Origin of the sequence: Herbaspirillum sp. C7C2 (assembly GCF_022627865.1) — a bacterium.
GTDB classification, from domain to species: domain Bacteria; phylum Pseudomonadota; class Gammaproteobacteria; order Burkholderiales; family Burkholderiaceae_D; genus Herbaspirillum; species Herbaspirillum frisingense.
The window spans coordinates 408839-423081 of the sequence record NZ_JABXGI010000003.1 but is presented as its reverse complement, the minus strand read 5'-3'; the positions used below and the strand labels follow the sequence as shown (position 1 = coordinate 423081).

General features: G+C 65.2%; 15 protein-coding genes. 12 read left to right on the top strand and 3 right to left on the bottom strand.

Annotated features, from left to right (window positions below):
- Genes HWE04_RS07840 through HWE04_RS07820 form a run of 5 tightly spaced genes read left to right on the top strand, consistent with a single transcriptional unit; the run spans nt 1 to nt 5249 of the window.
- Nucleotides 1–357, top strand: coding sequence for an STAS domain-containing protein (locus HWE04_RS07840; RefSeq protein ID WP_006465085.1), 357 nt, complete (start codon nt 1–3; stop codon nt 355–357).
- A gap of 33 nt (nt 358–390) precedes the next feature.
- Nucleotides 391–801, top strand: a complete 411-nt coding sequence (locus HWE04_RS07835; protein ID WP_241812034.1) for an ATP-binding protein — start codon at nt 391–393, stop codon at nt 799–801.
- A complete protein-coding gene (locus HWE04_RS07830; RefSeq protein ID WP_241812033.1) occupies nt 786–1835 on the top strand; it encodes an ATP-binding protein in 1050 nt (349 codons plus the stop codon). Before HWE04_RS07835 ends, HWE04_RS07830 begins: the two co-directional genes overlap by 16 nt.
- A complete protein-coding gene (locus HWE04_RS07825; RefSeq protein ID WP_241812032.1) occupies nt 1832–3631 on the top strand; it encodes an ATP-binding protein in 1800 nt (599 codons plus the stop codon). Before HWE04_RS07830 ends, HWE04_RS07825 begins: the two co-directional genes overlap by 4 nt.
- A gap of 22 nt (nt 3632–3653) precedes the next feature.
- Nucleotides 3654–5249, top strand: coding sequence for a hybrid sensor histidine kinase/response regulator (locus tag HWE04_RS07820; RefSeq protein WP_241812031.1), 1596 nt, complete (start codon nt 3654–3656; stop codon nt 5247–5249).
- A 37-nt stretch (nt 5250–5286) separates the two neighbouring features.
- Here HWE04_RS07820 and pcaD read toward each other — a convergent pair whose 3' ends face one another.
- The 3 genes from pcaD to HWE04_RS07805 all read right to left on the bottom strand — a co-directional run bounded on the left by pcaD (nt 5287) and on the right by HWE04_RS07805 (nt 7592).
- A complete protein-coding gene (pcaD, locus tag HWE04_RS07815) occupies nt 5287–6066 on the bottom strand; it encodes a 3-oxoadipate enol-lactonase (protein ID WP_241812030.1) in 780 nt (259 codons plus the stop codon).
- A 73-nt stretch (nt 6067–6139) separates the two neighbouring features.
- Complete coding sequence (gene catC, locus HWE04_RS07810) at nt 6140–6427, bottom strand: muconolactone Delta-isomerase (RefSeq protein ID WP_006465079.1); 288 nt, start codon at nt 6425–6427, stop codon at nt 6140–6142.
- Between the two features lie 211 nt (nt 6428–6638).
- The gene (locus tag HWE04_RS07805; RefSeq protein WP_006465078.1) at nt 6639–7592 is read right to left on the bottom strand and encodes a LysR family transcriptional regulator; all 954 of its coding nucleotides are present in this window, start codon (nt 7590–7592) and stop codon (nt 6639–6641) included.
- A gap of 144 nt (nt 7593–7736) precedes the next feature.
- Here HWE04_RS07805 and HWE04_RS07800 point away from each other — a divergent pair, with 144 nt between their 5' ends.
- The 7 genes from HWE04_RS07800 (at nt 7737) to HWE04_RS07770 (ending at nt 14213) form a co-directional block, all read left to right on the top strand.
- Nucleotides 7737–8942: a muconate/chloromuconate family cycloisomerase gene (locus HWE04_RS07800; RefSeq protein ID WP_241812029.1), complete on the top strand. Its 1206-nt coding sequence runs from the start codon at nt 7737–7739 to the stop codon at nt 8940–8942.
- A gap of 49 nt (nt 8943–8991) precedes the next feature.
- Complete coding sequence (gene catA / locus HWE04_RS07795; RefSeq protein WP_006465076.1) at nt 8992–9927, top strand: catechol 1,2-dioxygenase; 936 nt, start codon at nt 8992–8994, stop codon at nt 9925–9927.
- 97 nt (nt 9928–10024) lie between these two features.
- Nucleotides 10025–11410, top strand: coding sequence for a Rieske 2Fe-2S domain-containing protein (locus HWE04_RS07790; protein ID WP_241812028.1), 1386 nt, complete (start codon nt 10025–10027; stop codon nt 11408–11410).
- Nucleotides 11407–11910, top strand: a complete 504-nt coding sequence (gene benB, locus HWE04_RS07785; RefSeq protein WP_077237715.1) for a benzoate 1,2-dioxygenase small subunit — start codon at nt 11407–11409, stop codon at nt 11908–11910. Before HWE04_RS07790 ends, benB begins: the two co-directional genes overlap by 4 nt.
- A 22-nt stretch (nt 11911–11932) precedes the next feature.
- Nucleotides 11933–12964, top strand: coding sequence for a benzoate 1,2-dioxygenase electron transfer component BenC (benC, locus tag HWE04_RS07780; RefSeq protein ID WP_241812027.1), 1032 nt, complete (start codon nt 11933–11935; stop codon nt 12962–12964).
- A complete protein-coding gene (gene benD / locus HWE04_RS07775; protein ID WP_077237717.1) occupies nt 12961–13749 on the top strand; it encodes a benzoate diol dehydrogenase BenD in 789 nt (262 codons plus the stop codon). Before benC ends, benD begins: the two co-directional genes overlap by 4 nt.
- 50 nt (nt 13750–13799) lie before the next feature.
- The gene (locus HWE04_RS07770; RefSeq protein ID WP_006465071.1) at nt 13800–14213 is read left to right on the top strand and encodes a RidA family protein; all 414 of its coding nucleotides are present in this window, start codon (nt 13800–13802) and stop codon (nt 14211–14213) included.
- Nucleotides 14214–14243: the final 30 nt, after the last annotated feature.

Here is a 14243-nt window from a genome sequence, read left to right as displayed (position 1 = left end):
ATGGAACGCATCCCTATCCTGCGCATGGGGCGCTTGTTGCTGGTGACCATCCAGGTCGACATGCACGATCGCCTGGCCATGGCGCTGCAGGACGACCTGACCGAGCGCATCGTCAAGGACCGCGCGCGCGGCGTGCTCATCGACATCTCCGCGCTGGACGTGGTGGATTCCTTCATCGGTCGCATGATCAGCAATACCGCCTCGATGGCGCGGGTGCTGGACGCCCGCACCGTGGTGGTAGGCATGCAGCCGGCCGTGGCCATCACCCTGGTCGAGCTGGGACTGACACTGGATGGCGTGCGTACCGCCCTCAATGTGGAACGCGGCGTCAAGCTGCTTGAGTCGGAGAGCGACTGATGGGCGCGCCCCACATGCCGTGCGAGGTACACGGTGGATGAACAGCAACTCCTGACCCAGACCCTGCAGACCGACGAAGACGTGGTGCGCCTGCGCAAGCTGGTGCGCGACCATCTGGTGCGACTGGGCTTTTCGCTGGTGGAGCAGACCAAGATGGTGACGGCGGCCAGCGAACTGGCGCGCAATACCCTGCGCTACGGCGGTGGCGGCGAAGCCCGCGTGGATGAGCTCAATAGCGGCACCCGACGTGGCCTGCGACTGGTATTTGCCGACCAGGGACCGGGCATCGCCGATATCGGGCTGGCGCTCACCGATGGCTACACCACCGGCGGCGGCCTCGGGCTGGGACTGTCCGGCGCCAAGCGGCTGGCCGATGAATTCGAGATCGATACCGCGCCGGGCGCGGGAACCCAGGTAAGCATCATCAAATGGAAACTGTTCTGACGGCCTCGCGCAGCGAGGAATGCGTCGCCGTCAATGAAACCGTCGATATCGCAGCAGCGCGGCGGGCGGCGGCCGACCTGGCGCGACGACTGGGTTTTGCCCAGGAACCGGCGGCCCGGCTGGCGCTGGTGCTGACCGAAGCGGCCACCAATATTCTCAAGCATGCCGGGCATGGAGAAATCCTGTTGCGCTCCGTCATGGGCAATACCGCAGCGGGTGCGGCGGTACGTGGCATCGAGATGCTGGCCATCGATAATGGCCCCGGCATGCAAGATGCCGGGGCCGCCATGACCGACGGCAGTTCGACCACCGGCACCTATGGTGTGGGGCTGGGCGCGATCCGGCGTCAGTCCGACGAATTTGACCTCTATTCCTGGCCCGAGCGCGGCACGATCCTGCGCGCCGTGCTGTGGGAGGCGCCGGGCGCGCGCCAGCCGTGGCAATGCGGCCTGGTCTGCCTGCCCTTGGCGGGCGAGCAGCGCTGCGGTGACGCCGGCTGGGCGGCGACCGTGGATGACGGGCTCTTGTCGATGGTGGTCGATGGCCTGGGCCATGGCGACGCTGCCGCCGACGCCGCCGATGGCGCCGTGCAGGTGCTGGCCGACATGACGGCGGTCAGCCGCGTGCGACCACCTTCCGAGCTGGTGCCGCCCATGCACACCGCCTTGCAGAAGACGCGGGGCGCGGCGGTGGCCGTCGCTAGCATCGATGTGCAGGTCGGCAAGGTGCGCTTTGCCGGGGTTGGCAATATCGCCTGCTGTACCAGCCTCGGCGGTCAACGCCGTCATCTGGTATCGGTCAATGGCATCGTCGGCCACAACCTGCGCAAGGTGCAGCAGTTCGAGACGCCCTGGCAGGATGGCATGCTGCTGATCCTCCATTCGGACGGGTTGACCAGCCGCTGGTCGCTGGATGGCTATCCGGGCGTGGAACAGGCGCACGCGGCCGTGATTGCGGCCTTGCTGTATCGTGATTTCTATCGTGGCCGTGACGACGTCAGCGTCATGGTCCTGCGTCAGGGAGAGGCGGGATGACCTTGCGTTTGCTCACCGTGGCCATCGGGAATGAAATCGATGTGGTCGGCGCTCGCCAGCGCGCGCGCCAGATCGCCGAATTGTGTGGCTTCGCCCAGCAGGACCAGGTGCGCATCGCCACCAGTATCTCGGAACTGGCGCGCAATGCCTTCCGCTATGCCGGGCGCGGTCAGGTGGAGTTCGCCATCGAAGGCAGTACCGCCCCGCAGACCTTGCTCATGTGCGTGCGCGACCAGGGGCCGGGCATTGCCGACCTGGAGCTGGTGCTCTCCGGGCGCTATCAGTCCCATACCGGCATGGGCCTGGGGCTGACGGGTGCGCGCAAGCTGATGGATGCCTTCGATATCGAGACCGCCCCGGGCAAGGGCACCACGGTGCTGATGCGCAAGCTGCTGCCGCCGGCGGCACGGTTGATCACGCCGCGCGTGGCCGGTGAGATCGGCAGCGCGCTGGCGGCCGCACCGGCCGGGCTGGCCCTGTTCGAAACCCAGCAGCAGAACCAGGAATTGCTGGCCACCCTGGCCGAGCTCAAGGGCCGTCAGGAAGAGTTGCTGCAACTGACCCGCGAACTGGAAGACACCAACCGCGGCGTGGTGGCGCTGTATGCGGAGCTGGATGAAAAGGCCGACCACCTGCGCCGCGCCGACGAGGCCAAGTCGCGCTTCCTCTCCAACATGAGCCATGAATTCCGCACCCCGCTGTCCTCCATCCGGGCGCTGGCCAAGTTGTTGCTGGATCGGGTGGATGGCGAACTCGGTACCGAGCAGGAACGCCAGGTGCGCTACATCCTGGACAGCGCCGGGGCCTTGTCGGAACTGGTCAATGACCTGCTGGACCTGGCCAAGATCGAGGCCGGCAAGGTCGAGATCCAGCCCAGCCGCTTCCAGGTAGCCGAACTCTTCAGCGCCCTGCGCGGCATGCTGCGCCCTTTGCTGGTGTCGGACCGGCTACGCCTGAGTTTTGTCGCTCCTGACGAATGCGAGATGTTCACCGATGAGGGCAAGCTTTCGCAGATCCTGCGCAACTTCATCTCCAATGCCATCAAGTTCACCGAGCAGGGCAGCATCACGGTGACCGCCGAGCCGTTGCACGACGGCACGGTGCGCTTCTCGGTCACCGATACCGGCATCGGCATCCCGCCCCAGCATCTGGGCATTATCTTCGAAGAATTCTCGCAGGTGGAAAACCACCTGCAACGCCACGTCAAGGGCACCGGCCTGGGCCTGCCGCTCTGTCGCCAGCTGGCCATGCTGCTGGGCGGTGAAGTGGCGGTGGCCAGTCAGCAGGGCCAGGGTTCGACCTTCAGCGCGGTGATCCCGGTGATCCATGCCGGCACCGGGGCCCTGCCCGATGGGTCGCCGCTGGCCTTGCACGAGCGGCCGGAGCCCTCGGCCGCCAGCCTGCCGGTGCTGGTGGTGGAAGACCGGCCTGAATTGCGTCTGCTGTACCAGCGCTACCTGCACCAGTCGGAGTTCCGCGTGGTGCCGGCCTCGTCGGTGGCGGAGGCCGAAGCCCTGTGGCGCAACGGCGAGCCCTGCGCCGTGGTGCTGGATATCCTGCTGGACGGCAAGGATTCCTGGCACTGGCTGGTGCAGCTCAAGAACGACCCCTCGCGTTGCGATGTGCCGGTCATCATCGCCTCCGACGTGGACGACAAGAGCAAGGCCATGGGACTGGGCGCGGACGCCTATTTCCTCAAGCCGGTAGGACGCGATGAGCTGCTGGCGGCCCTGCGTTCGCTGGTGGAATTGCCGCCGCATCGAAACGAAATCGCCCTCGGCGAGGTCAATGCCTAAATCCCTGTTACCCATGCCTGCCATGAGCCATCCTCAACAACTGATCCTCAACGTCGACGATACCGACGCCGCACGTTATGCGCGCACCCGTATCCTGACCAAGGCCGGGCTGCGCGTGGTGGAGGCTGCCAGCGGCACCGAGGCACTGGCGCTGGCACGCGAACTGAAGCCAGCGCTGATCCTGCTGGACGTGAAGCTGCCCGACATCCACGGCATGGAAGTCTGCTCCCGCCTCAAGGCCGATCCGGCCACCGCCTCCTGCCTGGTGCTGCAGACCTCGGCCTCCTACATCGGACTGGCCGACAAGATCCGCGCCCTCGAAGGCGGCGCTGACAACTACCTGTTCGAACCGATCGAACCGGCCGAGCTGGTGGCCAACGTGCATGCGCTGCTGCGCCTGGCCAAGGTGGAGAACGAGCTACGCGAGATCGACCGCCGCAAGGACGAGTTCCTGGCCATCCTGGCGCACGAGCTGCGCAATCCGCTGGTGCCCATGCGCAATGCCATCGGTATTCTCAACACCCGGGCGCCGGATGCGCCGGAGTGGGAGCTGCGCGCCCGCAACACCATTTCCAATCACCTCGACCACATGGTGCGGCTGGTGGACGACCTGCTGGACGTGTCGCGCCTGTCACACAACAAGCTGGCGCTGCAGCTGCGTCGCACGCTGGTGGCCGAGGTCATCCACAATGCGCTGGAATCGGCCCAGCAGCTGATGGAGCGCAAGCGTCAACAGCTGCACCTGGACATGGCCGATGCCAGCCTGGCGGTGGAGGGTGACGAGGTCCGGCTGGCCCAGGTGCTGATCAACCTGCTGCACAATGCCGCCAAGTTCAGCCCGGAGGGTGGTCATATCTACCTGGCAGCGCAGGCTGAGGCCGACAAGGTGGTCTTGACAGTCCGGGATGAAGGCATCGGCATCGCCGCCGAGCGACTGGACGATATCTTCGGCATGTTCGCCCAGGCCAATGCGCTGGGTCATGATCGTCAGGATGGGCTGGGAATCGGCCTGTCGCTGGCACGCAGCCTGGTCCAGCTGCATGGGGGCGAATTGACCGTGCAGAGTGCCGGCATCGGCCAGGGCAGCGTGTTCCGTATCGAACTGCCGCGGGCCATGCCGGACAAGACCGCCAGCGGTTCCGACCCGGCAAATGCGACGGCCGAGACGACTGCCACGAATGCCGCGAATGGCGCAAGCACCACAAACGCAGCAGCATCAACCGACGGCACGCCGCGTGCCGGCATGCGCGTGCTGGTGGTGGACGACAACATCGACATCGCCGACACCATGAAGGAATTGATGGAGTTGCTGGGCCACGATGTGCAGGCGGTCTATAGCGGCACGCGTGCCATCGCCCGTGCCAAGGAATGGGTTCCCGATGCGGTGTTGCTGGACATCGGGCTCAAGGACATGACCGGTCACGACCTGATCCGCGCCCTGCGGGCCGAGCCGGCCACCCGCAACGTCTACTTGCTGGCCTGCTCGGGCTTCAGCAGCGATGAAGACAAGCGCGAAGCCTACGACGCCGGTGTCGACGACTACCTGGTCAAGCCGGTCGACCTCGATACCCTGGCGCAACTGGAGTTGCGCCGTCCGCCGCCGCGTGCCCGCGCATGAAGCATCCGGGTCGCGGGGCCGGGGACGGCGCGGCGGCTTATTGCTTCAGGAACTGCAGCACGGCCTGGGTGAAGGACTTGGGCTGCTGCTGGTTGGAGATGTGGGCGGCATCGAATTCCACATACAGCGCGCCCGGGATGGTGGCGCGCATGAATTGTCCATCGGCCGGTGGCGTGGGAACATCGCAGCTGCCGGCAATCACCAGGGTCGGGGCAGTGATGCCGGCGATGGCCGCGCGCAGGTCGTTGTCTCGCACCGCCGCGCAGGCGCCGGCATAGCCTTCGGCCGGGGTCGCCAACAGCATCGTGGTCAGCGCTTGCACCTGCTGCGGATGCTGGGCCGCATACTCCGGCGTCAACCAGCGTGACACCACTGCTGCCGCAATGGCGGACAGGCCGTCACGCTGCACGGTCTCGATGCGGCTGTTCCATGCCTCGGGGGTGCCGATCTTGGCCCCGGTATTGCAGAGGATGAGCTTGCTGACCCGCTCGGGATGATGCACCGCCAGCCACATGAAGGTGCTGCCACCCATGGAAAGGCCGCAGAAATGCGCCTGGGCGATCTGCAGATGGTCCAGCAGGGCGATGACGTCACCCCCCAGCTGGGCGATGGTATAGGGGCCGGGCGTAACCTCCGACTGGCCGTGGCCGCGGGTGTCGTAGCGCAGCACGCGGAAGTGCTGGCTCAGTTCGGCCATCTGCGGCTCCCACATCGCCAGCGAGGTCCCCAGCGAATTGGAAAACACCAGCACCGGCAGCGAGGCATCGCCGTCGAGTTGATAGTGCAGCTTGATTCCGTTCAGTGTTGCGAATGGCATGGATCGATCCTTGACGCGCCGGCCGGCATCAGGCCGGGGGCGCGCGATGGTGGTCAGCAGGGAAGGGGGAGGCTCAGCCGATCTGTGCGATGGCCGAGGGGTGCTGGGTCAGCGGGGTGACCGAGATGCTCATGAAGGGATACAGCGGCAGCGCCGAGAGGATGTTGTGCAGCTCGTCATTGCCCGAGACATTGAAGATGCTCACATTCGCATACTGACCCACCACACGCCACAGGTCGCGCCACTTGCCTTCGCGCTGCAGCTTCTGCGCCATCTCCTTCTCGTCCTTCTTCAACTGGTCGGCGACCGCCTTGTCCAGGGTGGCGGGGATGTTGACTTGCATTTGGACCATGAACAGCATGATGTTTTCTCCGTTATCGCGTTGTGATTATGGTGGGGGCGAGGGCTGAAGCTTCAGATGGAATGTTCGATTAACGAACATTAATCCTTTATTCGCACAGCCGAGTGTAGGCGTGTGCCGGTGAGGATGTCAACCTGGGACGACAGCGCAGTGCATCAATGAAGCCCGCATACAGCTGTACCACAGCACCACAGCACCACCACCACGGCGCTCAATCGCGCCGCTCGGGATTGGGGAAGCCGGTGGCCGGGAAGGAACTGGTCTCGATGTCCAGCCAGGCCGGGCGCTCGGCGTACATGTCCGCCACCAGTTGCTTGACGGCCTCGATGTACCAGGCGTTGTCGTTGATGCGGTGGGTCAGGATGATGGGCGAGGTGGCACGCGGGTCGTCGATCAGCCGGTAATGCAGGTCATTGCGCAGGCGCGCCGAGGCCGGGATCAGGCACAGGCCCGACTCCGCCGCCACCAGGCCCAGGGCGGTCTGGATTTCGCGCACCTCGTGCACTTCGGCGGGATGGATGTCCTGGTCGTTGAGCAGGCTCAGGATGTGGTCGGCAAAGCTGGGGCGCGGTTCCTTGGGATAGACGATCAGCTTCTGGCCATGCACTTCCTTCAGGCTCACGCGCTGGTGGCTGGCCGCCAGCGGGAAGGAGGGCGGGATCGCCAGTACCAGCTTTTCCTCGCGCAGGACGATGCGCGCCACCGTGGCGTCGTTGCTGCGGATGCGGCCGAAGCCGATATCGATGCGGCCCGACTTGAGGGCCGCGAACTGCTGCATCGAGGTCAGTTCCAGCAACTGGATATCCACCTCCGGGTAGTGCTGGCGCAGCTTGCGTACCAGCACCGGCAGGCCACCGTAGAGGGTCGAGGCGACGAAGCCGATGGAGAGTGTCTGGCGCTGGTTCAGGCCGATCTGCTGGGTGGCGTTCTTCAGCTGCTCCAGGCGGTTGAGGATCTGCAGCGCCTGCTCGTAGAACACCCGGCCGGCCTCGGTCAGGCGCAGCGGGCGGCTGTTGCGCAGGAGCAGTTGCACGCCCAGCTCTTCTTCCAGCAGCTGGATCTGGCGGCTCAATGGGGGCTGCGCAATGTGCAGCTGCTCCGAGGCCCGCGTGAAGTTGCGCGTATTGGCGACGGCGACGAAGTATTTCAGTTGTCTGATGTCCATGGCCAAAAATCATATCGCACGGGAACAAAAGATGTCTAATTCTTTGATTTCTTTGGGTGCGCTGCAAAACTATATAAAAAAGGTATGAAACTAGATGTATTTGGTGTTGGCAATGGCAGGGCTTTCGGGTGTTCAATGCAAGCCATGGATACCCAACAACACCTTCACACTGCGGCAGCCCCGGCGAGCATCGAGCGGGTCGAGACCTTCCTGGTCGATCTGCCCACCATCCGCCCCCATCAATTGTCGATGGCGACCATGAACGGGCAGACCCTGATGCTGGTACGCCTGTATTGCTCCGACGGCAGTGTCGGTGTGGGCGAGGGCACCACCATCGGCGGCCTGGCCTACGGCGCGGAGTCGCCCGAGGGCATGAAGCTGGCCATCGATACCTATTTCGCACCCCTGCTGCTGGGGGCCAACGCCAGCGCCATCCCGGCCCTGATGGCACGCCTGAACAAGGCCATCCAGGACAACCGCTTCGCCAAGTGCGCCATCGAGACTGCGCTGTTCGATGCCCTGGGCCAGCGCACCGGCCTGCCGGTCTCGCAGCTGCTGGGCGGACCGGCCCGCGACAGCCTGCCGGTGGCCTGGACCCTGGCCTCGGGTGATACCGCCAAGGACATCGACGAAGCCGAGCGCATGCTGGCCCAGCGTCGCCACAATATCTTCAAGCTCAAGATCGGCCGGCGCGAGGTCGACGCCGACGTTGCCCACGTGGCCGCCATCAAGAAGGCCCTGGGCGACCGCGGTACGGTGCGGGTGGACGTGAACATGGCCTGGAGCGAACTGGAAGCCCAGCGCGGCCTGGCCGGCCTGGTCGATGCCGGCTGCGAACTGGTGGAGCAGCCGGTGGCCTCGCCCCAGGCGCTGGCACGCCTGAAGGGCAAGCATGCCATCGCGGTGATGGCCGATGAATCGCTGACCGGCCCGGCCTCGGCCTTCGCCCTGGCGCGCATCGGCGGCGCCGACGTCTTTGCCATCAAGATCGAACAATCCGGTGGCCTGCGCGCGGCCCAGCAGGTGGCTGCCATCGGCGACGCCGCCGGCATCGAACTGTACGGCGGCACCATGCTGGAGGGCGCCATCGGCACCATCGCCTCGGCGCACGCCTTCGCCACCTTCCGCGAACTGCAGTGGGGGACCGAACTGTTCGGGCCGCTGCTGCTGACCGAGGAAATCCTGGCCACGCCCCTGCAGTACCAGGACTTCCATCTCGCCATTCCGCAAGGCCCCGGCCTTGGCATCGTGCTCGATGAAGAGCGTGTGCAATACTTCCGTCGCGACCGCAGGCAAGGCGCTACCGTGACCACAGTGACAGCAGCGAGGCCGACCGCACTGGTCGGATAAAACAAAAAATCACTTTCCCCGATCGATAAATCCAATAGGAGACTCAACCATGGCAGCCAAGATTTTCAGCACCCCCGAAGTACAAGATTTCCTGCGTCTGGCCAGCGGCCTGGACACCGAAGGCGGCAGCCCGCGCACCAAGCAGATCGTGCATCGCATTCTCTCGGACCTGTTCAAGACCATCGAAGACCTGGAAATCACGTCCGACGAATACTGGGCCGGCGTGGCCTACATCAACCGCCTGGGCGCCTCCAGCGAGGCCGGCCTGCTGTCGCCGGGCCTGGGCCTGGACCGCTTCCTGGACATGCGCATGGATGCCGAAGATGCCGCGCTGGGCATCACCGGCGGTACCCCGCGCACCATCGAAGGTCCGCTCTACGTCGCCGGTGCACCGGTGGAGCAGGGCTTTGCCCGCCTGGATGACGGCAGTGACCAGGCCGGCCAGACCATCATCATGCACGGTACCGTCTACGGTGCCGACGGCAAGCCGCTGCCGGGCGTGCAGGTCGAAGTCTGGCATGCCAATACCAAGGGCTTCTATTCGCACTTCGATCCGACCGGCGAGCAAAAGCCGTTCAACATGCGTCGCACCATCATCACCGACGCCCAGGGTCGCTACAAATTCCGCAGCATCATGCCGGCCGCCTACGGCTGCCCGCCGGCCGGTCCCACCCAGGGCCTGCTCAATGAACTGGGTCGTCACGGCAACCGTCCGGCGCACATCCACTTCTTCGTCACCGCCGAAGGTCATCGCAAGCTGACCACGCAGATCAACATCGAAGGCGATCCGCTGATCTATGACGACTTCGCCTACGCCACCCGCGAAGGCCTGGTGCCGCCGCTGGTCGAGCGTACCGATGCCGCCAGCATCAAGGCCGAGGGCCTGGAGGGGCCGTTCGCCGAGATCGTCTTCGACATCTCGCTGACTGCCCTGGTCAACGGCGCCGACAACCAGATCGTCGATCGCCCGCGTCTGGCGGCCTGACGCGCCCCTTCGGCGCCACTTCGTCCACCCCCCGCCGCAGTGAAGCCGCGATGGCCACCATCGCGGGGGGCGGCTTGCACCCTGGAGAAACCGCACCATGAACACCCTCGCCGCCGCTGACAAGTACCAAGCCGTCGACAGCCTGCTCGACAGCGCCCTGCAGGAAGACCCGGCCAATGGCATCTTCCGCTGCCGTCGTGACATCTTCACCAACCCTGAGCTGTTCGAGCTGGAGATGAAGCACCTGTTCGAATCGAACTGGGTCTACCTGGCCCACGAGAGCCAGATTCCCGAGGTCAACGACTACTACACCACCTGGATCGGTCGTCAGCCGGTGGTCATCACCCGCGACAAGACCGGCCAGTTGAACGCCGTCATCAATGCCTGCGCCCACAAGGGCGCCATGCTGTGCCGTCGCAAGCACGGCAACAAGAGCAGCTTCACCTGCCCCTTCCACGGCTGGACCTTCAGCAACAGCGGCAAGCTGCTCAAGGTGAAGGACGAGAAGACCACCGAATACCCGGTCTCCTTCAACAAGGACGGCTCGCACGACCTGACCCGGGTGGCGCGCTTCCAGAGCTATCGGGGCTTCCTCTTCGGCAGCCTGTCGGAGGACGTGCTGCCGCTGGAAGAGTACCTGGGCGAGACCCGCGTGATCATCGACCAGATCGTCGACCAGGCGCCCAACGGACTGGAAGTCCTGCGTGGCAACTCCAGCTACATCTACGACGGCAACTGGAAGATGCAGATGGAAAACGGCTGCGACGGCTATCACGTCAGCACCGTGCACTGGAACTACGCGGCCACCATGGGCCGCCGCAAGGAAGGTGGCACCAAGGCCACCGATGCCAACAACTGGAGCAAGGCGGTGGCCGGTGTCTATGGCTTCGAGAATGGCCATATCCTGTTGTGGACCAATACCCTCAACCCGGAAGTGCGCCCGATCTGGAACCAGCGCGAAGAACTGGCCGCCCGCGTCGGCCAGGCCCGCGCCGACACCATCGTGGCCCAGACCCGCAACCTGTGCCTGTATCCCAACGTGTTCCTGATGGACCAGTTCGGCACGCAGATCCGCGTGGCCCGTCCGATCAGCGTGGACAAGACCGAGATCAGCATCTTCTGCTTCGGCCCCAAGGGCGAGAGTGATGAAGACCGTCGGCTGCGCATTCGCCAGTATGAAGATTTCTTCAATGTCTCCGGCATGGGTACCGCCGATGACCTGGAAGAATTCCGCGCCTGCCAGGCCGGTTACGCCGGTTCGACCGTGCGCTGGAACGACATGAGCCGTGGCGCCCCGCTGTGGAAGCAAGGCCCAGACGAGAACGCCCGCAAGATGGGCATGAACCCCAAGCTGAGCGGCGAGCGCAGCGAGGATGAAGGCCTGTTCGTCTGCCAGCACCACTACTGGACCGAGCAGATGCGCAAGGCGGTCGTCAAGGAGCGCGCCGCGCTGCAAGAGGCACAGGAAGGAGCACAAGCATGAGCAGCACCGTCGAACTGGGCGCGGTATGCGCCTTCCTCTATCGCGAGGCACGCCACCTGGACGAGCGTGAATGGGAACCCTGGCTGGAACTGTACGCTTCCGATGTCGAGTACTGGATGCCGGCCTGGGACGACGACGACCAGCTGACCCAGGACCCGCAGCGCGAAATCTCGCTGATGTACTACGCCAACCGGGAAGGCCTGGAAGATCGCGTGTTCCGCATCAAGACCGAGCGTTCCAGCGCCTCCATGCCGGAGCCGCGCACCAGCCACATGATCGCCAACGTGGAAATCCTGGCCGAGCGGGATGACGCCGTGGACGTGCGCTACAACTTCCACACCCTGTCGCACCGCTACAAGATCACCGACCAGTTCTTCGGGACGGTGCTGGCCACGCTCAGGAAGAGCGCGGGCGCCCCGGGTGGTTTCGTCATCGCCCGCAAGAAGATCGCACTGAAGAACGACTATATCCGCCAGGTCATCGACGTCTATCACGTCTGAGACCGGCGGCAGGAGACAGCAAATGAGCAGCTACCGCATCGCCCTCAACTTCGAAGACGGCGTCACCCGCGTCATCGATTGCGGCCCCAAGGAAAAAGTCCTGGACGCCGCCTTCCGCCAGCGCATCAACCTGCCCATGGATTGCTCCGATGGCGTATGCGGCACCTGCAAGTGCCGCGCCGAGAGCGGTCGTTACGACCTGGGCGATGACTACATCGACGATGCCCTGAGCAGCGACGAGGCGCAATCCGGTCTGGTGCTGACCTGTCAGATGGTGCCGCAGTCGGATTGCGTGGTGGCCGTACCGGTCGCCTCCACCGCCTGCAAGACCGGCACCGCCCGCTTTGGCGGCAAGGTGGCACAGGTGACCGGGTTTGCCGGTGCCGCCTTCGAACTGGTGCTGGAGGTGGCAGCCGATGCGCCCGGTTTCCTGCCGGGGCAGTACGTCAACATCGGCGTGCCGGGCAGCGACCAGCATCGCGCCTACTCCTTCAGTTCGGCCTCGGGCGCTGCGCGCATGAGCTTCCTGATCAAGAACGTGCCGGGCGGCCTGATGAGCAGCTGGCTGGCCACCGCCCGGCCGGGTGATGCTCTCGACCTGACCGGGCCGCTGGGCAGCTTCTACCTGCGACCGGTGACCCGGCCGGTGCTGATGCTGGCCGGCGGTACCGGCCTGGCGCCTTTCCTGTCGATGCTGGAAGAGATGCTGCGCCAGGGCATCGACCAGCCGGTGCACATGATCTACGGCGTCACCCGCGACCAGGACCTGGTGCTGGTGGAGCGCCTGGAAGACTATGCCCGCCGCCTGCCCGGCTTCAGCTTCACCACCTGCGTGGCCGATGCCGCCACCGCGCACCCGCGCCAGGGTTACGTGACCCAGCACATGCCGGCCGAGGTGCTGCACGATGGCGCGGTGGATGTCTACCTGTGCGGGCCGCCACCGATGGTGGAGGCGGTGCAGAAGCACGTCCAGGCCCAGGGCATCAGCCCGGCCAGCTTCTACTACGAGAAGTTCGTCACCAGCCAGCCGGCCCCGGTGGCGGTGGCAGCATGAGCGGGGCCGCCGTGAAGGCCCGCTTCCAGGGCAAGGTGGTGGTCGTCACCGGCGCCGCCCAGGGCATCCTGCGCGGCGTGGCGCTGGCCATCGCCGCCGAGGGTGGGCGGGTGATGCTGGTGGACCGCGCCGAGTTCGTCCACGAAGTGGCGGCCGAGGCGCAGGACGGGCGCGGCATCGGCTTCGTCGCCGACCTGGAAACCTATCAAGGCGCCCAGGCCGCCGTGAGTGAGGCCATCACCCGCTTCGGCCGCATCGACGTGCTGATCAACGGCGTGGGCGGCGCCATCCGCATGCGACCCTTCGCTGAATTCGAACCGTCCCAGATCGATGACGAAATCCGCCGTTCCCTCATGCCCACCCTGTATAGCTCGCATGCGGTGCTGCCGCATATGCTGCGGCAGGGCGCGGGGACGATCGTCAATGTGTCCTCCAATGCCACGCGCGGCATACGGCGGGTGCCGTATTCGGCCGCCAAGGGAGGCATCAATGCCGTGACCACCGCGCTGGCCATGGAATACGGCGAGCGCGGCATCCGTGTGGTGGCGACCGCTCCTGGCGGCACCCAGGCCCCGCCGCGTCGCGTGCCGCGCAATGCCGAGGGCGACAACGCCCGCGAGCTGAGCTGGATGCAGGAGGCGATACAGCAGGTCATCGGCTCCACCTTCTTCAAACGCTACGCCACGCTGGAAGAGCAGATCGCTCCGATCCTCTTCCTCGCCTCCGATGACGCCAGCTACATCACCGGTGCCGTCCTGCCGGTGGCCGGCGGCGACAACGGCTGATCCACCTGATTCACATCATCCACACCATCCACAGATCACGGAGCCAAGCCATGCCAGAGCGCCAGGCCATCATTCCCAAGGGAATGGAAGACGTCTACGAAAAGATCGGTTATGCCCCCGGCGTGCTGGTGGGCAGCATCCTGTATGTGTCCGGCCAGATCGGCCGCAACCACGCCATGCAACTGGTCGAGCCACGCGAAGCCCAGATCGTGCAGGCCTTCGAGAACCTCAAGCAGGTGCTGGAGACCGCCGGCGGCACGCTGGACGATATCGTCGACCTCACCAGCTTCCACACCGACATGCGCGACCTGCCGCTGTTCATCAAGGTTCGCAACCGTTACCTGACGCGCTATCCGCTGCCGGCCTGGACCGCCATCGGCGCCCACATGCTGGGCGGCGCACCCGGCTACATCGTCGAGATCAAGGCGGTGGCACATCTGCGACACGAGGAGACCAGGCACTAGGTAAGCGCAGCACCCGATCCATCAGACATA